We start from the raw sequence: 20,081 nt of genomic DNA on the forward strand, positions 1-20,081 counted from the left end.
TCATACTTTGGAGGAATTGAATTTATACCCTAATCCATAAACGGTGTCAATATAGTCCGCCCCGTTTGCAGCGCTGATCTTCTTACGGAGATTCTTAATATGCTGATAAACAAAATCAAAATTAGCCAAATTATCGGTATAATCCCCCCAGAGGTGCGTGGCAATGGACTGGCGGGACAGCACGCGGTTCTTGTTGATAACGAGGTACAGCAGCAGGTCAAATTCCTTGCGGGTAATGTCCAGCAGCACATCATTCACTGTTGCTTCCAGGGTATCCGTATTCAGTGTGATCTCGTTGAAGGTGATGATATTGTTGCCAGCCAGCTTTTTGCGCCGGTAGATGGCGCGCAGGCGGGCATGCAGCTCGGGCAGGTGAAAAGGTTTCGTGATATAGTCGTCCGCACCGGCATCCAGCCCGTCTATCTTGTCATCCAGCGCATCTTTGGCGGAGATGATCAATATCCCGCTCTGGATCTTCTCCGTCTTGATGAATTTCAGCAGTTCCAGCCCGCTGCCATCGGGCAACATAATATCCAGCAAAATACAATCGTATGTGAACAGCGCTAATTTTTCCCGTGCTTCATAAAAACTGTAAGCCAGCTCGCAGATATACCCTTCCCGCACCAGGAAGCCGCGTATGCTGCTGCCGATCTCTTTGCTGTCTTCTACTGCAAGTACTTTCATCCTTAATACATAACAATGCCGCTAAGGTAATATCGAATTTTGAATCAATTTTGAAGTTCAGATATACATGAGTGCTATAATTATATATTTATAAAAAATATTTATTGTGCTTTGAGAAACTTTTACTAGTTTCGGAAGCAATTCGAAAGGCTGCAGATTCACGACCACTCAACAGAAAGAAAAAGCATTCGAAAGTTCCCCTTTCAGACAACAAACCGTTTTTTTATAACACCTCAAAATGATCGTACATTTTTTCATACAAAATCAAAATAACTATCACCCGGCATTGCTATAACCACCTGGTATAGTATCTCTCATATCCGTTTTTCCCTGGAACAGCAACGGGGCCCCTTGCTGCAGGGAATGTCATTGAAATAATTTTCATCTGGTTATTTCAGTGATACGGGGGATTCTTTTTCTAACCACTTAAACACCCTATTATGTCTGAAAAAAAACACCTGTTCAAGGATGGCACCTGGGCCTACCGGAGCTTTTATAATGACCCCAAGCTGTCTACCCCGCTGGATAAGCTTGAGCTGGGCACTGCAGAACTTGTTATTGACATAGGCGATGAAGGAAGAATATCCGGCAAGATAGGCGGTCAGGGCTGGCACCTGGAACTGGACGGTTACAAAGATGATGGCAACCCCTCCACGCTCAAGTTCCGCGGCAAGGGAGAGGTAAGCGGCCATCCCTGGATCTACGACTATCTCTGTTATACCGTGCCCCATATTGAGGACGGCAAAGACCAGGTGCCTGCGCTGGTAGGCGCGGTAACCCGCGTTATTCCGCATCCCGGCAGCGACGGCACCATTCACCCCGCCGGCGTAGTGGGCTCCTTTTACGCCGTGCTGCAAGCCAGGTAGGCTGCCGGCCCTCATCCATCGTTCTAAACTTTTATCCTATGACACCACCTGCCACCAGCGGCGGCTGCTGCTGCCATAACGGTAAGGCCGCTACGCCGCCGCCTGCTGCAAAAGATAACCATAAGCCACTGCAGGCCGCCACACAAAAAACAGCCAGGGCGCTGCCTTCCATGCTGCTAAGCGTGCTCATTGCCTTCTTCCCGAAATGCCCGGTATGCTGGGCGGTATATATGAGCATGTTTGGAAGCCTGGGCCTGGCCAAGCTGCCCTATATGCGCTGGTTGCTGCCCGTGCTGCTGGCTTTCCTGGCGCTGCACCTGTTCCTGCTGTACCGGAAAGCGCCACAACGCGGCTACCTGCCTTTTGCGGTCAGCCTGGCCGGCGCCGTACTGATCGTAGCAGGACGCTTTTTTCTTCCAACGGCGCAATGGCTGCTTTTTACCGGCATGGGCCTGATCATATCCGGATCCCTCCTGAACAGCCTGTCCTTTATCCGCTTACCGTTCACTGCGCACAGCAGTACGCAACATTCCAACATTCACCATTAAAAACAGCACTGTAATGGCATCTAAAAAAGAACTACGTGTACGCCGTTCCCTCCGCGAACTTGAAAAGGAATATGAGAACGGCAACAAAAAGCCACTGGAAAAACTGATGAAAGCCTGGAAAGGCATTAAAGAACTTCCCCCGGACGATCCCCGCTCTTTCTTTATGCTGGGCGGTTTTCACGGGGAGCCTTTCAGGGGCGCAGGCTGGGGCCTGAACACCTTCTGGGGCGGCTACTGCAATCATGGCAATGTGCTGTTCCCCACCTGGCACCGCGTATACTGCCTGAAGATAGAAGAAGCGTTACAAAGCATTCCCGGCTGCGAGGATGTGATGCTGCCTTACTGGGACGAAACAGATGAAGAATCGCTCCAGCATGGTATTCCCTGGTCCCTGACCGTAAAGGACTTTGAGCTGGATGGAAAGAAGATATCCAACCCGCTACGCTCCTTTGTATTTCCCATCACCATTACAGACAACGTTTCCGGTGACGATAGCATATATACCAAGCACAAGGACTATGAGACCGTACGCTATCCCTTATCCGGCCTGGTAGGCACCGAAAAGGCCCGCAAGGAAACAAAGGAGCACAACGATAAATTTCCCCACTACGAAGAAAACGTCAAGCTGCTCAACCGGAATGTGATCGCCTGGCTTACCAAGAAGGACGAGCACTTTCCCCCGGATGTTAAGAAGCGCCTGAAGATAAGCGTATCTGATCAATACAAGGAATGCCTGAATGCGCCCAACTACACGGTGTTCTCCAACACGACTTCTGCCCAGCAGTGGAACCAGTTGCATGACGGAGCACCGACGATCATCCCCCTGGAACAGCCGCATAACAACATTCACCTGTCCGTAGGCGGATTCGAGGTGCCGGGAGCCGACTTCTCCCCCATTGACGGCGCCAATGGTGATATGGGCGAGAACGACACCGCCGCGCTGGACCCCATTTTCTACTTCCATCACTGCAATGTGGACCGCATGTTCTGGGTATGGCAGAAAAAGACCGGTCATACCGACAAGCTGGATGTGATCACCGGTTATCCCGGCACCAATACCAGCGACAACCAGGGCGCTACGCCCGGCTTTCCGCCCAATACCTGGCTGGACCTCAACTCCCCGCTGCATCCTTTTACGCTGAAGGAAGGCGGCAAAGAGCGCCCTTACACCTCCATGGATTGCATCAACATAGAAAAACAACTGGGCTTCACCTACAGCAAAGGATCGCTGGACGAGTGGGACGGCGCGGCCAAAGCGCAGGTGGCAAAAGCAGCGGCTGGCGCCCCGGTAAAAAAACTCTGCATATCCCAGATCAACCGTGCGCCTATCGGCGGGTCCTTTATTATATCCGCCTACGCCAATTACAAAGGTGAGCCGGTGCTGCTGGGCTACCATTCCGTGCTGAGCCGCTGGTCTGTAATGGGCTGCGCCAATTGCCAGACCCACCTGGAAGTAAAGGCATTCTTTGACCTGGACTTCATGGAAGAGGCGGATCTGCAGGCAGCCGATTTCAGGGTGGAGATCACCGGTCGCAAGCACAGCGCACCGGCCCTGTCGGCTGTGGTGGAAAAGAACCAGTACCGGCTGGAAGTGCGATGATTCCCATTTTTTAATAAAAAAATTACTCACTAACGTCTACATCTCATGGAAAAAAGACCATTCCTTTTTATAGCAGTGCTCCTGGCAGGAACATTGCTGATCGCCTCCTGCGGTGATCCCGGGCCCTACGAGGGGGGCACGGAGTATGATTTCAACATCCAGTTCCAGCCCTTTCCTCCCAAAGAGCTGGCAGCGGATGCAGACTCCGTACAACTGGCCACCTTTGCCTGGGATGAGTTCTTTGCACTGAACTGGGAGTCGGACTATCCTAACAGCGGGAAGCGGGACTTCCCCGACCTGTCCTGGAACTATAAAACGGACCAGTCGCCCTACCCGGACCTGGTTGTGTGGGAAACCTACGCGCACCGTACAGAGCTACGGCCGGCCAGCAACGACATGGGGCCTTTTGATAAGACCCCCAAATACAGCTTTAAGATCATGCCCGCTATCGCGCCCGGGGCCAGCTTCACCCTGTTCAACAACCTTGATGAGAACAATGAGATCGGCTCCTGCGACGTGTATGCACATGTGGGCAAGTACGATAAAAAGTATATGGTGCTGTACCAGGCCAAGGCCAACCGGGACGAGTATAACTACCTGCTGGAAAACTATTCCACTTTTGACTCCCTGCTGGCCGCCACCACCAATACGCTGCATAACATTAACCTGTACAACGCCTACTACCCCGGCGCCACCAGCACCTGCAACTGCCCGCCGGAGCAGAACGTACTGTGCCTGCCCTGCGGCGGCGCACCCGTTCCGGGAATGAATGACAGCACCTACCAGGGCGCCATGGAAGTAAAGACCGCCTGGCGGGAACTGACCCCGGAAGATGACTCCACCCGCTATTTCAAACGCACGGTGATCGTGTATGAAAAATCGGGCGACAACCTGGTAGCAGTGAATAAAAGGTATGCGCTGGTCGGGTTGCATATCATCCACAAAACGCAGAATTACCCGAACTTCATCTTTGCCACCTTTGAGCAGGTGGACGTGGAGCAAAGCGATATGGGCTATGTGGAACTGGACAACCAGGGCGTCGAGACCGGCCCCATTCATGCCCAATATCCCCGCCTGCACCCGATCCCGGATGTGATCAACGCCTCCACGGATGCGGCACATAAAGCGCTGAAAGACCAGAACCCGAACTCTATCTGGCAGTATTACCGCCTGGTAGGCGTACAGAGCACGCCCACCAACGATACCAGTTCTTTCAGCTTCTTCCTGGCGAACTACGTGATAGAATCCGACTCTACCCTGGCCAACTTCCACGGGAGTGGCATTGGCACCCCGCACAATGCCGGGAACAACAACCTGTACAAAGGCCAATACTATTCCATGGGCGGTTGCCAGGGTTGCCATGGCGTGGCGCAGTTGACGCTTGGCGGCGACTGTTCTTTCCTGATGGATACCGTTGGCAAGCCGGTAACCAGCCCGGACCCCGGACTGCAATTCAGCAAACTGCAAAGGTATATCAGCGCCCTGCAACGCAACCGTCTGATGCTGGAAATGGAAAAAGAGAAACTACAGCAAAACAAATAAGCGCGCAGGTGAAAAAAGTTTGATGCACAATGGGAACCTTCGGAGAAATCCGGGGAGCCCATTGTGCTTTTATAGGCATTTTATGCTTAATTTCAGCACACATCACCACATATTTATGAAAGCATTTTTGTTGTTGATCACGCTTCATTTTATGGTAGCCACCGGCTATTCGGGGCCAATAGATAGTTTGCAGACACTGGAAGAGGTCCGGCGCTTTATCACCACCCTGGGCGGCCACGTTGCCAACGTGGATACCTTCCTGAAGACGGATTTGGATAACAACGGGCTGGCAGACCTCATTGTAAAAGGAGATCCGCTGACGATAGTAATGAACAGCAACAGCGCCGGAGATAAACTGCACTATGTCTATCCGCCTGGTTTTGCTTCGGAATATTTGTTGATGGGTGTTGACAGCTCCGGTGGACAGCAGCAATTGCTATTGAAGACTAGCAAGAAGAAAAAATATCTTCACTACTCCCAAAAACGCATCCCGGAGAACAACAAAGATACCGCGCTCCGGGAAGCACAACCTATTGACACCCTGGTGTACAGGTTTAACGGGTTCATTGAATATAATGCGGCTCCCCCAAGATATAAGATCAAGTCAGTACGCCTGGCCACCACTACTTGCCTGGGCACTTGTCCTGAATACAACCTGGTGGTAAACAGCGACCGGACAGCAGATTATAATGCAGGATATTATACCGGGAAAAGCGGGCATTTCACCGGGATAATAGATGAACGCAGCTTCAATGAACTCATGCAGTTGATAGATTACATTCATGTACAATCACTGAGTGAGAACTACGCTATAGAAGCAACGGACTATCCTACCGCCATTTTAAAGGTCATATTTGAAGATGGACAGGAGAAGCTCATCCAGGATTATGGAATGAGGGGCACACACGGGTTGCGCGCGCTGTACCACTTCATAGACAAGCTCAGAAGCTCCCAGGAATGGATATGGGACAGGAAAATAAAATAATTTCTCCTAACTTGCCGCCCACAATGAACAACATCATCATGAGAAACCTGCTTACCATCCTGGCAGCCTGGCTGTCCGTCTTTTTCTTCCCGGCCTGTAAAAATTCCCAACCTGCTAACGGCAGTACCAACGAAGCGCTGGTAGCGGTCATGACCATACCCGCTACCGTGAAGGCAGGCCAGCCGGTAATGCTGCATTTCGCGGTACGCAACCCGTCGGCAAAAGAGCTGAGCTTCTGTAAATGGCATACGCCTTTTGAAGGGTTTATGGACGCTTTCCTGCATGTCCAGGAAAGCAAGGGCGCGGAAGCGCAATACAGGGGCATCATGGCCAAAAGGATCATGCCGCCGCCTGCAGACGCCTATATAAGGGTACCCGCGGGCGACAGTGTATCCGTGGATATCGACCTGCTGAAAGGCTACGCCGTGGATGTACCGGGAACATACACGGTGCGTTACCAGGCCGGCGGCGTAAGCGGACTGGAAAAGGTAAATGAAGCGGCATTTACCGTGGTGGAGTAAGCGTTTACTCTACCGGGTAGGGCCCTTCGGAAAAGGTTTCCGTATGGTATCCCTTTATGCCTACCAGCCTGGCAAGGGGACTTTGCAACTGGCTGCCCGCCTGCAGCCGCTCCACTACCGCGTTAAAATCATGCCGCGGCTGCCAGCCCAGCGCTGCACGGGCGCACCTGTTCACATACACCCGGTCTATGCCCGGGAACATTTTCCAGCCACGGCGGGCATACTCCGCTGCGTAAGCAGGCGCCCGCTGCTGCAATACGGCCGGCGCATCATGACGCAGGCGCGCCATATCTTCCGGTAAAAAGGGCGTGGTGGCGCTGATAATGTAAGTGCCGAAACCGATGTCCGCAGCACGCGCTGCAGCCGCCAGGTGAGCGCTCACCGCGTCTTCCAGGTCCACCCGGCGGAACAGGTATTCATTGGTTTTAAGGTTGTCATCTGTATAGCTTTCCCGCATGCGCCTGTTATCATCTGCTTCCGGGAAAAAGCGGGAGGTGCGCAATACAATACAGGGCAGGCCGTAGTTCCGGTAATATAGTTGGCAGAAATCCTCCGCCGCCGCTTTGGTAACGCCATAGATATTCTTCGGCACGGGCTGTACTTCCTCCGTGATCCAGGCAGCCGGCGCAGCGGGCGGCGGCACCAGCGCATCGCCGAAAACGCTGGTGGTGCTGGTAAAAATAAAACGCTCCACACCGGCTGCCACCGCTTCCTGCAGCAGGTTGAGCGTACCGCTGATATTGGTGTCTATGAACTGCTGTTGGCTGTGCGTTACCACATGCGGCTTGTGCAGGGTGGCTGCATGGAAAACGGTTTGCACGCCCTCCATGCAGCGCCGCACAAAAGCGCGGTCTGTAACGGAGCCTCTATGCGTTGTAAAGGCACTTGCCTGTATATCCAACGCCACCACCTCGTACTGCAGGTGCCGCAGTGTGCGCACCAGCCCTTCGCCCAGGTGACCGGCACTACCGGTTACCAATACTTTCATGGATCGCGTATAAGTTTTAAGTAGCTTTTCTTCCTACAAACCTGATCACCGCGCCTTTTCCAACATGGTATGTCCCTTCATTTAAGATCACTTCTTCTTCCGTCAGCAGCAGTATCTCGTAATTTTTAAAATCAGCGGTTATTTCTGCCTCGGAATACAGCTCGTCCATATCCCCCGGGCCTCCCACTTTGGGGTCCAGTTGCCTGAAGTGCAGGTGTCTTTTGCTGAAAGCTTCAAAAATAATGATACCGCCCGGTTTGAGATAGCCATCCAGCTTTTTATGAAATGCGGCTTTCCGCGCCGCTGAAAAATGCGCATATATCAGCCCGATGGCATCGAACGATGCGCTTTCAAACGTTAGTTGCTCCAGATCCCCGACAATGTACCCGATCGAAACCTGCTGCTCCAAAGCAAGCAGCAAGGCCTTCTGCCGCCCTTCCCTGCTCTGGTCAAAGGAGGTCACCTGCCAGCCCAGCCGCGCGGCAAACACGCCGTTACGGCCCTCTCCATCGGCCGGCATTAATATAGATCCGGGTGTGAACTTTGGCAGCCATTCCTTAAAGAACAGGTTTGGTTCCCTCCCATAGGCAAATTCAGGGTTCTTATATCTTTCATCCCATTTTTTGTCCATATCGGTTCGTTTTAAATTTTCCGGTCATTCCCTTCAAAATTGGCGCTCGCCGCCATGCTGCGCAAGCTCGTAAAAATAAGCAACTATTTTCTCATCCTGAAAAAGGGCCGATATGCCCGGCACCGGCATCCACGCATTCTTATTGATCCGGTAGATCACGGCGTCCGATGCCGCCACCGTTACCGTCAGGCTGCTGCTGATGGTGCTTTGGTTGCCGGTATTGCCAAAAAGATCGTATTTTTAGGGGCTTTATCTAACCGTGGATTACAAAGAGATCATTACAGACATACGCAAGATCGTGCGGTCCATTAACCTGGAATCCAAACGTATATTGAAAGATTTTGGCGTGAGCATACCGCAGTTGCTCTGCCTCACCTACCTGAGCAAGCAGGAGGAATACCAGCTCACGCACCGGCAACTGGTACAGCACCTGCACCTCAACTCCAGCACCGTAACCGGCATTGTGAACCGGCTGGAGAAAAAAGGCTACATTGCCCGGCTACCCAAAAAAGGCGATAAACGCGTTACCAACATAGCCATTACGGCCGCCGGCATAAAAGTGGTGGAAAGCACGCCGGACCTGCTGCACGAAAAACTCTCCAAACACCTGCAGCAACTGCCGGATGCACAGGTAAAGCAGATCAAAAAATCGCTGGACCTGCTGATCGACGTACTGGGCATCCGCGAACTGGACGCCTCTCCCCTGCTCATACTGGAAGATCCGCTGCCACCGGAGGAGTAATTAACAATTAATAATTAATTTTTTTGCTGCTGTGTAGCACAAACATTAGTTGTGGTACGGCCTCCGCAATTATTAATTCTTAATTATTCATCATTAATTTTCAGCGACGCCCTAAATAGTTCTATACGAACAATTTAGCCACTCCCATTTTGTTAAAATCCAGATTATTAACAAATTATATAGCTGATTTCTTGGTCAATTCGGTTGTATAGAACATATTTGCAGGATGAACTTTTCCCTGACCAGAGCAATTTCCCTGAAAGCAATGGCGCTTACCGGCCTGTTGCTGATAGCATTACGCGGCCTGGGAGCGGACACCATACCTGAATTGCGCCCCGCTACCGGCCCCGTGTCAAGGGACGGACACGTTAAACTGATATGGCAATACAATGGCGGCCACCCCGGCAATGTTTACGAGCTGCAGCAGGCAAAGAACGCAACTTTCAACGATGCACATACCATTTACAGGGGACCGGACCTGGCCTCCTTTGTTTCCGGCCTGGAAAGCGATACCTATTACTACCGGGTACGGCTAAACGGGCATAGCTGGTCAGAAACCGTACGCATAGAAGTGCTGCACCATTCCATGCGCCTTACCCTCATCCTGATGGTGGTAGGCGCCGTGGTTTTTCTTTTAACCGCCTGGATCATTATCAAAGGAGCCAATCAAGCCGTAAGAGAAAGGCAGATCTGACACATACGAACTTAGCCAATGAGACATCAATCTTACATGATATCACAGGAAACCGGGTGGATACTGCTCGGCGCGCTCAGCGTATTATGGATACTGCTGGGCATTTACTGGGGCCGCAAAGCCAAAAGCATGGACGGCTTTATGCTGGCCGGCCGCAACGTGGGGCTGGCTTTCGGCACCGCCACCGCCATGGCCACCTGGGTCACCTCCAACACCACCATGCTGGCGCCGCAGTTTGCACTGGAACTGGGCGTATGGGGCATGCTGGCCTACTCTACCGCCGCCTTCGGGCTGCTGCTGTTTGCGCCGCTGGCCAAACGCATCCGCTCGCTGATGCCCGGCGGGTATACCAGCGGCGATTTTATCCGCCTGCGCTATGGCAAGGCCACCTGGATATTGTTTCTCGTGATCAGCATTTTCTACGGCTTTACCTGGCTGATCAGCATGGGTATGGCCGGCGGTATATTAATGAACGCCATTGCTGGTATTCCTTACGCCACCGGTATGACCATCATACTGGCGGTATGTACGGGCTATACGCTTTTTGGCGGGCTGTACGCAGTGATAGGCACGGATTACATCCAGTCGCTGATCATCATGGCCGGCATCGTGGTCGTAGGGATTGCCGTGATGAACAAGGTAGACCTTGATACGGTGTACAACCACCTGCGTACCGACAAGCCCATGCTGCTGAAAGCATTGCAGCCCGCCGCCATGATGGCCGTGTTCAACAACCTGCTGTTCGGCCTCGGGGAGGTGTTCCACAGCAACGTGTGGTGGAGCCGCGCCTTTGCCATGCGCGGCGAGGTAGGTAAAAAAGCCTATACCCTTGCCGGTTTTGCCTGGCTGCCCATACCGGTAGCGGCCGGCTTTATTGCGCTCACCAGCGGCGCGCTGGGCATTAACGTGACCAGTCCCGACATGGTAGGCCCGCTGGTGGCGGCCAACGTGCTGGGCAAGGCAGGGGCCGTGATCGTATTCGCGGTGTTCTTCTGCTCCCTGGCCTCCAGCGTAGACAGCCTGCTGGCCTCTACCTCCGACCTGATCACGGAAGATATTTACCGCAAAATGATCAACCCGTCCGCCAACCAGCAACAGTTGCGGAAAGTATCTGCCGGCATCATCATCGGGCTGGCGGTGCTGGCCTGGCTGGTATGCCTGCCCCGCATCGGCACGCTGGCTACGGTACTGTTCTTTGCCGGACCCATGGTGGGCAGCACGATCTGGCCGGTAGCTACGGGCCTGTACTGGAAAAAGGCCAATGCAAAAGGCGCTATCTGGGGCATGCTGGCAGGATCGCTGGCGGGACTGGCGGCGTATTTTGAACTGGGCTGGTACACCGCCTCGCTGGTAGGGGCAGCGGTATCCATGGTCGTAGTAGTAGCGTTCTCCTACTTTTTCCCGGATAATTTTGACTGGCGGCGCCTGGATGAAAAGCATCACGGCGATGCCGCACAAAAAGCAAGCAGCCATGTATTTCACTGAGTCATTTGTCAGCGTTATGATCATCGGCGCGCTGATCCTCATCAGCATAGCGGTGATCGTGCTGCTGGCGCTTTTAATAACTGATATCAAAAATAAAAAGCTATGGTAACCAGGACAATCAATTCGGATGTAGCAGTACAGGAAGCAGATCCGCATATTCCACATGGATTGCATCCTGATCCTAAAAAACTGCTGAAGCAAGACCCGATCAACATGCATATTCTGAAGCGGCTGACAGGACAGTCGGTCGTTTCTGTAAAACAGTTTGATAAACAGTTGGTGTGCGAGCTGTGCAAGTTTGCCGCCCTGCTGGAAGCAACGGAGATCGGCAAAAGCCACCCGCTGGACGGCAAGATCGTGATCACTGCCTTTTTTGAGGCCAGCACCCGCACCCGTTTGTCTTTTGAAAGCGCGGTGCTGCGGCTGGACGGCAAGATCATCAGCATTCCCGAAGGCCACAGCACCGGCGTGGCCAAAGGCGAATCCCTGTCCGATATCGGCGAAATGTTCAACGCTTACGGCGATGCCGTGGTGATGCGCCATACCGAGACCAGCGCAATAGAAGAGATCATGCGCAACCTGCGCATCCCGCTGATCAACGCGGGCAACGGCTCCGGGGAACACCCCACGCAGGCGCTGGCCGACTGGTTTGCCATCCTCAAATGGAAACCGCAACTGAAAGAAACACTGAAACGGGAATCAGACAAGATACACCTGGGCATATTGGGCACGCCGGGCAGCATGCGGGCCGTGAACTCGTTCCTGCAAATGTCCCTGCTGTTCAGGGAGAACATCAAGCGCATCTCCATCGTGTCCGAGCTGGCCGACCCGCTGGGAGAAGAACTGACGGAACAGTTGGAAGCGTCCGGGCTGGACTTCCAGATCACCAACAATATCAACGAGGTGGTGAGCGACCTGGATGTGATCTATATGAATTCCATCGCCTTCCTGGGTGACAGCTACAAATCGCTGGACTCCCGCTTCAAGCTGAACCAGCAAACAGAACTGAAGGACAACGCGGTGGTGCTGCACCCGCTGGCCCGGCTGGACGAGCTGGACCCCACGCTGGACGGCACGCATCACAACCTGTACTTTACACAGGCGCATGGCGCAGTATTTATACGGCAGGCGCTGTTCATTTCGCTGCTCAACCGGTTTGACCGGCTGCCGCAGGAACAGATACCCGTCCTTCATCAATAGATTAATAATTAACAATTAATAATTAATAATACCTGTAGCACATGTGTTTCGTTGAAAGACAGCATTACGATTATTCATTGTTCATTATTAATTATTAATTAATTAAAAGAGATATTATGTGCGGAATAACAGGATACTGGAATGCAAGAGGTTTACATAACCAAACGCCCAAACTGTTGGAGAAAATGGCCCAGACCCTTCACCACCGGGGGCCTGACGGCTATGGATTTCATTTTGACAAGGAAGCCGGGTTGGCCATGGGCCATGCCCGCCTTTCTATTATAGACCTGTGCTCCGGCGGACAACCACTGTACAGCGAGGACAAAAAGAACGTGCTGACGGTGAACGGGGAGTTTTATGACTACAAACGCATCCGCACCCACCTGCGGCTGCAGGGCGCGCACTTCAGCTCCAAGTCGGACAGCGAGATCGCTATGCCGCTGTACGACCGCTACGGGCTGGATTTTGTGGAGCACCTGCGGGGCGAGTTCGCCATTGCTTTCTACGACGGGCGCAATGACCGGCTGATACTGGTGCGCGACCGTTTTGGCGTAAAGCCCCTCTTCTACCACATCCGGAACGATGTGGTGTACTGGGGCTCCGAGATCAAGGCGCTGTTTGCGCACCCCGACGTGCCCCGGGAATTTTCCACCCATGCCGTGCTGCACCAGCTCATGCATACCATGGTGCCCGGCACCAGCGCTTTCAAAGACGTTTACGCGCTGAAACCGGGGCATATGCTGATCATTTCCCGCCGGGGCGACAGCCTGGACGTACAGGAAAAGCAGTACTGGGACATGGACTTTCCGGAAGAAACGGAACGCGATAAAAGCATACCGGCCGACTATCACATCGGGAAGGTACAGGAAGTGCTGACCGATGCGGTGCAGCAACGCCTGGAAGCCGATGTGCCGGTAGGCTGCTACCTTTCCGGCGGCATAGACAGTTGCTCTATGCTGGGCATGGCCGCCGCCATGCAGCAATCGCCGGTGAAGGCCTTTACCATCAGCTTTGACAACAAGGACTATGACGAGGCCCACATTGCCCGCGAAATGGCGGAAAAGGTGAACGCCGAACAGGAGCAGATCAGCCTCTCGGCCGACGAACTGTATGGCGATAACTACGTGCGTACCCTCTGGCATGCGGAACGCACTTTCTACAACACGCTGGGCGTTGCCAAATGGTGCATGAGCAAGCGGGTGAATGAATGCGGCTACCGCGTGGTGGTGACCGGCGAAGGCTCCGACGAGCTGTTTGGCGGCTATCCCGCCTTTAAGCGCGATATGCTGGCGCACGGGCTGGACGGGGAGCACGACGCCGCGGAAGTGGCTTCCTACAAAAAGCTGATGGAAGAAACGAACCGCCTTTTCAGGGGCGCCATCCTTTCCGAAGACACCATCAGCCACCCCGCCATGGAAAGCGTATGCGGCTTCACCCCCTCCTGGATACAGCCCTGGATGCAAACCCTGGCTATTGCCAGGCCCCTGTTGCACGACGATGTGCTGGATATGCTGAAAGGCTACGATCCCATTGAGGCCATTGCCGGCTCCTTCAACAAGGCACAACTGAACGGCCGCCATGTGCTGGACAAAGCGCAATACACCTGGAGCAAGACCATGCTGGAATGCCAGATCCTGAACTGGGGCGGCGACCGCGTGGACATGGCCAATTCCATGGAATCGCGCCCGGCCTTCCTGGACCACCATGTAGCGGCAGCAGCCGTGCAGATACCGCCGCATTACCGCATTCACGGCAACAAGGAAAAATGGGTGCTGCGTGAAGCCATGCAGCAGATACTGCCCCGGGTGCTGTACGAGCGCGAGAAATTCGCCTTTATGGCCCCGCCGGGACATACCGATCAGAAAAAGCAGCAGGCATTGCAACTGTTGCTGAATGAATATATGAATGAACAGGCCATCCGCGATGCGGGACTGTTTGATGTAAAACGGCTCACCGCTTTCATGAAAGCTTACCTGGAGGATAAGGACCCGGTTTCGCTGGTGCGCAAGGATGCATTGATCAACCACCTGCTGGGCCTGCATATCTTATGGCGGCAGTTTGTAAAACGGGAAGCGCCGGTAGCGGTGTAAAACGTCAAGACCTGCCAGGTTTTAAAAACCTGGCAGGTCTTTTTTTTTTACCAGAAGTTAACAGACTTAAAAAACTCCTGCGGAGCCAGCCCTGTAAAGGCCCTGAAATCTCTTATAAAATGCGCCTGGTCAAAATAGCCGGCGTTTAATGCAACATCTGTAAGGCTGGCCGATTGCGGCACCTGCGCAACCACGTTCCTGAAACGCACGATCGAAGCAAACTGCTTGGGCGATACGCCGGCCAGGCGCCGGAACCTTTTCTCAAAGGCATCCTGGCTGATGTGCAGGTTGCCGGCCAGCGCTTTTATTTTCACAATGCCCCTTGCCGCAGTAATGGCCCTGACGGCGTGCAGCACCAGCGCGTCCTGCCCGGGCGCCTGCAGCAGTGTGCATAAAAGCCGCTCCACTATGGCGATTCGCTGTACATGGTCCGCAGCAGCGGCTAATTGTTCTTCCGTTTCCCTGACCAGCGCATCCGGCAGCAGCGTATCCAGCGGGAGACTGGTACCGGCCAGCTCATGCAGCGGCACTTTAAAGAAGGCGGCAGCGCCTGTTGCCGAGAATATGACCAGCAGGTTGGCCGTGTCCGGGGCATATTGCAGCAAGCGGACAGACTCCCGGATGCCGGTGATCACGGAAACGGGTAAACGGCTTTGCTCCTCCTCCCGGCTGCCATAGTTAACGCTGCCTTTATAGCGGAAAGCCATTACCAGGGAAGTATCGGGCAATATACTGTTCTCCATCCCGTCCCGGCTTTCAACAATGTTGTACACCCTGACATATGGCTTTAAAATATCCGATGGAAAGTAGCTGCTCAGTTGCATGGATAAATTGTCTTGATATACCTCCTTTATTGTCGTGTTCACACCCCGTCCGGGAAGGCGCAACGCAATAGATTTGCCAATAAAGTTACATGATTACTCAAATAAAATTTTAAGAACGTTATGTCACAGATCAATGCTTACCTGACATTCGACGGCAACTGCCGTGAAGCCATGACATTCTACAAATCCTGCATCGGCGGGGAACTGGAGCTGATGACGGTGGAAGGCTCTCCCATGGCGGACCAGTTCCCTGCCGACCAGCAAAAGCGCGTACTGCACAGCGCTCTCACCAAAGACAGCCTGCTGCTGATGGCCTCTGACCTCTGCGGCCCTGAAGAGCGGGTGAACGGCAATACCGTTGCCCTGTCCCTGACCTGCGACAGCGAAGAGCAGATGCAGGCTTTCTTCTCCAACCTGTCTGCGGGCGCGAACGTAACGCATCCCATCCATGATTTTTTTGCAGGCAAGATGGGCGCGCTGACCGATAAGTTTGGCCTGCAGTGGACCTTTTACTACGGCAACGGCCACGCACAGTAAGCCGGCTCCGGCAACTGCCGGCCATTCAACCGGCAGCAACAGCGGTGCCGCCGGAGCGGCGCTTCAGGATGGCGGCGCTGATCAGCGAGATCACCAGCCCAATGGGCAGCACTTCGGCGTAGGTCAGCAGCACCACCATCACGGGGTTGGTATACATTTGCTTAAACTTTGCCATCTCCTCCGCCTTTTTTGCCAGCTCCGCCGCCCCGGCCCCATCGTTTTCCGCCTGCCGCAGCACATGGGCAGTGTATTTGTCCATAAAATCCGGGATGAACAGGTAATAGTCTATTAACCATACCACCACGTACATCGTGGAGGCGATCAGGGTAATATACAAGCCTATTTTAAAGGCCTTCCCGAAGGAGATCACCCCGTTGTTATACTTGTTGCGGAAATTCCTGACCCCGATGAAGATCAGTGAAAAGGCGAGGATCATGGCGGCATATCCCACCACTACATTGCCTTCAAAATTCTCCCGGCTGTAGCACATGGCGATGGAGATCACCATCATGGTGGTGATAATAAGCCCGGAGATCAGGCCGAATACGAGGACGTTTTTCTTCATAATGAAATGCATTTGGTTGATGCTGCAAAAATGGAGGTTCACCTGCTTTTCATCTTCATACTTTAGGGTGATTTTGGGGAGAACAGCGGCTTTCATACCAAAGTATGGCGCCTATCAGGGTATGATATGCAGCCGCTTGCCCATTTCCACTGCCTGGGTCCGGCGTTTTACGTCCATTTTCTCGAACAGCCGGGAGGAATGGGTTTTAACGGTGTTCAATGACACGAACAGGCGGGCGGCTATTTCCTGGTTGCTCAATCCCTCGGCCATGAGCTGCAATACCTCCAGCTCCCGGCTGCTCAGGCCCAGCCGGTCCAGCGCGTCTTCATTCCGGGTAAAATCGGGCTGGCGGATATAGACCTCCTTTTCCACGATCACGGTCTTTACCCTGGGCCTGGCGAGCTTCAGCGCCAGCCAGCCACCCAGTGCGGTGAAGATCACGGCAATGGCGCCGATGTATACCTCGAAGGCATGGTGAATGATCACCAAACGCAGCTCCAGCCATTTCAGCAGGCCCAGTAATGCGGCCAGGCAAATGCCGTACAGCAGGGCATGTTTATGCTTGACGATAAAATTAAAAACCATGGTACAACCGGGTAATCCGGTTCAAAAATAAGATATTTTCGGGGCCGGTTACACCTGGGAAAATTTCACTATCTTACTTCTATTCTCAACCTTAAACAAAACCCTCATTGCAACCATGAAAAAGCCCTTTGCCTTCTCCGTCCTCCTGTGCGCATTGTTTTGCCTCCTTCATGTCAGCAACGGCTGGTCTGCCGCCCAACCTGCAGCCTCCATTGCCAAAGCTGCGGATTATAGCTGCAGCTATTATGATGATATGACCGGTAAATATTATTGCGTGGAAACAAGCGCAACCTGCAATATTGCGCATGCCTTTGTGAAAGAGTCCGGCAGCACTGCCAGCCCTACCCTCATCGTGCTGACCTACCAGGGCAACATAAATGGATGCCAGTATTTCGAGGGTAGCCTGCTGTTGCCAACCGGTAGCACCATTGTAGTGGGCGTAGTGAGTTGTAGCTGCGGATCGTCCATCACCACGCACGTGTTCTTCGTGTAAGGAATGGCCGGGAAGATGTTAATGCAGCGGGCGCAGGCCGTACCGCTGCATTAACTGCTACCGCGTTACCCGGAACCAGTCAAAATCCGCATAGCCGCCATTCTTTGCCTCATGGGGCCCGTTGCAGAAGATGCCCACCTTGGCGCCGATCCATTTGTCCGGTGTGGCCTGGAAAGATGATCCCAGCGGCTGGTAACGCCTGCCGTCCAGGCTGTAGCTGAAAGTACACTGCGCGTCCGGTCCTTTCACCTGCACCCGCAGGTACACCTGGTTTTCCCGCATCTCCTTTTTATCGAATTCCTTTTCTTCGCCCCCTTTTTCCGCACCTTTGCAAATGACCTGGCGGAGCGTATACGTATCTCCTTCCTGCTGCAGCGCCACATACGCGTAATCGCCGCCCATTACAATAAGCCCCGCCTGCTTCTGTGCAATGTCCGCAGTGAGCTTTACCACCGTAGTGGCCATAAAATCCGGCGCGGGAAACTTCTGGAGGAACAGGTTCGGCACATCCCAGCAGTTTTTACTGCCTTCAGGACGGCGCACGGCAAACAGCCGCAGGTACCCGCTGCCGGGTATCAGCGCGCTCCAGCGAATGTCCGGGTTGGCGTGCCACTGCCATTGCAGCCCCGGCTGCCGCCCGTTGAACTCATCGGACTCCTGCGGCGTGATCACCGGGTAGCTTTTTCCCACATCGGGCTTTTTATGCGTGAGCACCGGCGCTCCTTTTCCGTCCCCATCGGGGTCTGTCCCGATCACCGGCCAGTCGTTTGTCCAGCGCACCGGCTGCAGGTGTGTGATCCTTCCGTAGGCGCCGCGGTCCTGGAAATGAATGAACCAGTCCTCCCCTGCCTGCGTAGTGACCCAGGCGCCCTGGTGCGGGCCGTTGACGGGCGTATTGCCCTGCGCCAGCACGATCCTGTCCTCATAGGGCCCGTATATATCCCGGGAGCGCATCACTACCTGCCAGCCCTGCGTAACACCACCACCCGGCGCCCAGATGTAGTAATAGCCGTTACGTTTATAGAATTTGGGGCCTTCCAGCGTAGGGTGCTTACCGTGACCGTCAAAAACGTGTACGCCGGCATCCATTACTTTCATCCCGTCAGCGCTTAGCCGTTTCACGGTGAGGATGCTGTTGATCTCCGCACGGCTGGCCGCCCAGCCATGCACCAGGTAGGCCCTGCCATCATTATCCCATAAGGGGCAGGGATCGATGAGGCCTTTGCCGGAGTCCACCAGCACCGGCTCGCTCCAGGGCCCTGCTGCATGCTGGGCTTTTACCACGTAGATGCCAAAATCGGGATCGGGATAATAAATATAGAATTCACCTTTATGGTAACGGATAGCAGGCGCCCATACGCCATTGCCATGCTGCGGTTTGTTATACCATGACACCGGCACCTGCTCTGGCAGGGCATGACCGATAAGGGTCCAGTTCACCAGGTCTTTGGAATGCAGCACCGGCAGGCCCGGCGTACAGTTAAAGCTGGAAGCGGTCATATAAAAATCATCCCCTACACGCACCACATCGGGGTCTGAATAATCAGCGAACAGGATGGGGTTCTTGTAGGTACCGTCCCCCTGGTCCGCCACCCATACCTTTGAAACATAAGGATCACCCGGGTATGGATGCTGCTGTGCGTAACTGCTGCTGCAAGCGGCCAGCAGGTAAAGCGATACACACCTGTAAGCCCATACGAAAAGATTGTTTCTCATAACGTTCTGTTATCCTTTGGAATCTTTAAATATAGAGAAATAACCGGGGATAAAAAAGGAGCAGGCGGCTTTTTAGCGCCGCCTGCTCCCTATGCGTTTTACGTTGTTTTTCCTTGTCCTGTTATTGCTTCAGCAGCTTTACGACCTGCGTGCCCGTTACGATAGTGGTAGTTGTTACACCCTGACCGGTCTCCGTCTTGCTGGCGTTTATATGCGTAAGCAGTACCAAGGTATCGCCGGACCATGTCAGCCGGGAGCCGGAGGCGGTGGTAGGCGCAATGGTGCCTGATCCGTCGGTAGACACCATGTTGATGAATCCCTGTTCAAAGTAAATGGAATCCGTACCTACCAGCTTGTAGGGAGCCGTGCTGCTGGACTTGGGGATCGTGGCCGAAAAAGGTATCTCGTATGCGTCGTACATTCCGTCGCTTGCAAAATACTCGGCTTTCAGCACCGTATCTACCATGTAGGTGAAATCGGAGGATTTTACCGTAGTGGCATCGAACATAACCGTTCCACCGTTATTCTTCGAAACATAATTGGCAACGATCACCGCTGTATCCTTATAATCATCGGATACATTGATGGTGGTGGATACCGTGGCTGATATCATGTTCACGAAATCCCATGTTCCCTGGATAGCGTTTACATCCGGTTGGTCATCATCTTTACTACAGGACGCAAAAAACGTGATAGTGGTGGCTGCAGTTAACAAAAAGAGTAATCTTGTGATCTTCATTGATTTTGGGTTTACGTTTGGTATAGGTGAGGAAGCAAGATAATGT

The 20,081-nt window shown here is 53.4% G+C and carries 23 protein-coding genes; 15 read left to right on the forward strand and 8 right to left on the reverse strand.

What is annotated here, in order from left to right; translation table 11 throughout:
- Complete coding sequence (locus LX66_RS21740) at positions 1-684, reverse strand: response regulator transcription factor (RefSeq protein WP_145717546.1); 684 nt, start codon at positions 682-684, stop codon at positions 1-3.
- Positions 685-1,124: 440 nt separating this feature from the next.
- On the opposite strand from LX66_RS21740, the gene LX66_RS21745 reads away from it, so the two are divergent.
- The 6 genes from LX66_RS21745 (at position 1,125) to LX66_RS21770 (ending at position 6,746) form a co-directional block, all read left to right on the forward strand.
- A complete protein-coding gene (locus LX66_RS21745; protein ID WP_145717548.1) occupies positions 1,125-1,550 on the forward strand; it encodes a hypothetical protein in 426 nt (141 codons plus the stop codon).
- 38 nt (positions 1,551-1,588) lie between these two features.
- Complete coding sequence (locus tag LX66_RS21750) at positions 1,589-2,098, forward strand: hypothetical protein (protein WP_145717550.1); 510 nt, start codon at positions 1,589-1,591, stop codon at positions 2,096-2,098.
- A 13-nt stretch (positions 2,099-2,111) separates the two neighbouring features.
- Entirely contained in the window at positions 2,112-3,698 is a 1,587-nt protein-coding gene (locus LX66_RS21755) for a tyrosinase family protein (protein ID WP_145717552.1), read from the forward strand.
- A gap of 45 nt (positions 3,699-3,743) precedes the next feature.
- On the forward strand, positions 3,744-5,240 hold the full coding sequence (locus LX66_RS21760; protein WP_145717554.1) for a hypothetical protein: 1,497 nt from the start codon (positions 3,744-3,746) through the stop codon (positions 5,238-5,240).
- Positions 5,241-5,355: 115 nt separating this feature from the next.
- Positions 5,356-6,225, forward strand: a complete 870-nt coding sequence (locus tag LX66_RS21765) for a DUF6438 domain-containing protein (protein ID WP_145717556.1) — start codon at positions 5,356-5,358, stop codon at positions 6,223-6,225.
- A 23-nt stretch (positions 6,226-6,248) separates the two neighbouring features.
- On the forward strand, positions 6,249-6,746 hold the full coding sequence (locus LX66_RS21770; RefSeq protein WP_145717558.1) for a protease: 498 nt from the start codon (positions 6,249-6,251) through the stop codon (positions 6,744-6,746).
- Between the two features lie 4 nt (positions 6,747-6,750).
- Here the strand turns inward: LX66_RS21770 and LX66_RS21775 are convergent, their stop codons facing one another.
- Entirely contained in the window at positions 6,751-7,734 is a 984-nt protein-coding gene (locus LX66_RS21775) for an NAD-dependent epimerase/dehydratase family protein (protein WP_145717560.1), read from the reverse strand.
- Between the two features lie 16 nt (positions 7,735-7,750).
- Positions 7,751-8,365, reverse strand: a complete 615-nt coding sequence (locus LX66_RS21780) for a class I SAM-dependent methyltransferase (RefSeq protein WP_145717562.1) — start codon at positions 8,363-8,365, stop codon at positions 7,751-7,753.
- A gap of 54 nt (positions 8,366-8,419) precedes the next feature.
- Here LX66_RS21780 and LX66_RS21785 point away from each other — a divergent pair, with 54 nt between their 5' ends.
- The 7 genes from LX66_RS21785 to asnB all read left to right on the forward strand — a co-directional run bounded on the left by LX66_RS21785 (position 8,420) and on the right by asnB (position 14,576).
- Complete coding sequence (locus LX66_RS21785; RefSeq protein ID WP_145717564.1) at positions 8,420-8,677, forward strand: hypothetical protein; 258 nt, start codon at positions 8,420-8,422, stop codon at positions 8,675-8,677.
- On the forward strand, positions 8,625-9,107 hold the full coding sequence (locus tag LX66_RS21790) for a MarR family winged helix-turn-helix transcriptional regulator (protein WP_211366467.1): 483 nt from the start codon (positions 8,625-8,627) through the stop codon (positions 9,105-9,107). The genes LX66_RS21785 and LX66_RS21790 overlap by 53 nt, the downstream gene beginning before the upstream one ends.
- A 226-nt stretch (positions 9,108-9,333) precedes the next feature.
- On the forward strand, positions 9,334-9,801 hold the full coding sequence (locus LX66_RS21795; protein ID WP_145717566.1) for a fibronectin type III domain-containing protein: 468 nt from the start codon (positions 9,334-9,336) through the stop codon (positions 9,799-9,801).
- Between the two features lie 18 nt (positions 9,802-9,819).
- Positions 9,820-11,286, forward strand: a complete 1,467-nt coding sequence (locus LX66_RS21800; protein ID WP_145717568.1) for a sodium:solute symporter family protein — start codon at positions 9,820-9,822, stop codon at positions 11,284-11,286.
- Entirely contained in the window at positions 11,273-11,395 is a 123-nt protein-coding gene (locus LX66_RS28545) for a hypothetical protein (RefSeq protein WP_262713221.1), read from the forward strand. The genes LX66_RS21800 and LX66_RS28545 overlap by 14 nt, the downstream gene beginning before the upstream one ends.
- On the forward strand, positions 11,389-12,486 hold the full coding sequence (locus LX66_RS21805; RefSeq protein ID WP_145717570.1) for an aspartate/ornithine carbamoyltransferase family protein: 1,098 nt from the start codon (positions 11,389-11,391) through the stop codon (positions 12,484-12,486). The genes LX66_RS28545 and LX66_RS21805 overlap by 7 nt, the downstream gene beginning before the upstream one ends.
- A gap of 116 nt (positions 12,487-12,602) precedes the next feature.
- Positions 12,603-14,576 (forward strand): asparagine synthase (glutamine-hydrolyzing), encoded by a 1,974-nt coding sequence (asnB, locus tag LX66_RS21810; RefSeq protein ID WP_145717571.1) that lies wholly within the window; start codon positions 12,603-12,605, stop codon positions 14,574-14,576.
- A gap of 47 nt (positions 14,577-14,623) precedes the next feature.
- Here the strand turns inward: asnB and LX66_RS21815 are convergent, their stop codons facing one another.
- Complete coding sequence (locus LX66_RS21815) at positions 14,624-15,400, reverse strand: helix-turn-helix domain-containing protein (protein ID WP_145717572.1); 777 nt, start codon at positions 15,398-15,400, stop codon at positions 14,624-14,626.
- Between the two features lie 120 nt (positions 15,401-15,520).
- Between LX66_RS21815 and LX66_RS21820 the strand changes: the two genes are divergently transcribed.
- Complete coding sequence (locus LX66_RS21820) at positions 15,521-15,937, forward strand: VOC family protein (protein WP_145717573.1); 417 nt, start codon at positions 15,521-15,523, stop codon at positions 15,935-15,937.
- Between the two features lie 25 nt (positions 15,938-15,962).
- Here LX66_RS21820 and LX66_RS21825 read toward each other — a convergent pair whose 3' ends face one another.
- Positions 15,963-16,502 carry a DUF4199 domain-containing protein gene (locus LX66_RS21825; RefSeq protein ID WP_145717574.1) on the reverse strand — a complete coding sequence of 180 codons (540 nt, stop codon included), beginning with the start codon at positions 16,500-16,502 and terminating at the stop codon, positions 15,963-15,965.
- Positions 16,503-16,616: 114 nt separating this feature from the next.
- Positions 16,617-17,087, reverse strand: a complete 471-nt coding sequence (locus LX66_RS21830) for a response regulator transcription factor (protein ID WP_145717575.1) — start codon at positions 17,085-17,087, stop codon at positions 16,617-16,619.
- Positions 17,088-17,202: 115 nt separating this feature from the next.
- Between LX66_RS21830 and LX66_RS21835 the strand changes: the two genes are divergently transcribed.
- Complete coding sequence (locus tag LX66_RS21835) at positions 17,203-17,580, forward strand: hypothetical protein (RefSeq protein ID WP_145717576.1); 378 nt, start codon at positions 17,203-17,205, stop codon at positions 17,578-17,580.
- 57 nt (positions 17,581-17,637) lie between these two features.
- Here the strand turns inward: LX66_RS21835 and LX66_RS21840 are convergent, their stop codons facing one another.
- Both LX66_RS21840 and LX66_RS21845 read right to left on the reverse strand, forming a co-directional pair.
- Positions 17,638-19,296, reverse strand: coding sequence for a glycoside hydrolase family 43 protein (locus LX66_RS21840; protein ID WP_145717578.1), 1,659 nt, complete (start codon positions 19,294-19,296; stop codon positions 17,638-17,640).
- 121 nt (positions 19,297-19,417) lie between these two features.
- Complete coding sequence (locus tag LX66_RS21845; protein ID WP_145717579.1) at positions 19,418-20,035, reverse strand: hypothetical protein; 618 nt, start codon at positions 20,033-20,035, stop codon at positions 19,418-19,420.
- Between the last annotated feature and the right edge of the window lie 46 nt (positions 20,036-20,081).

Origin of the sequence: Chitinophaga japonensis (assembly GCF_007830125.1) — a bacterium.
GTDB lineage: Bacteria > Bacteroidota > Bacteroidia > Chitinophagales > Chitinophagaceae > Chitinophaga > Chitinophaga japonensis.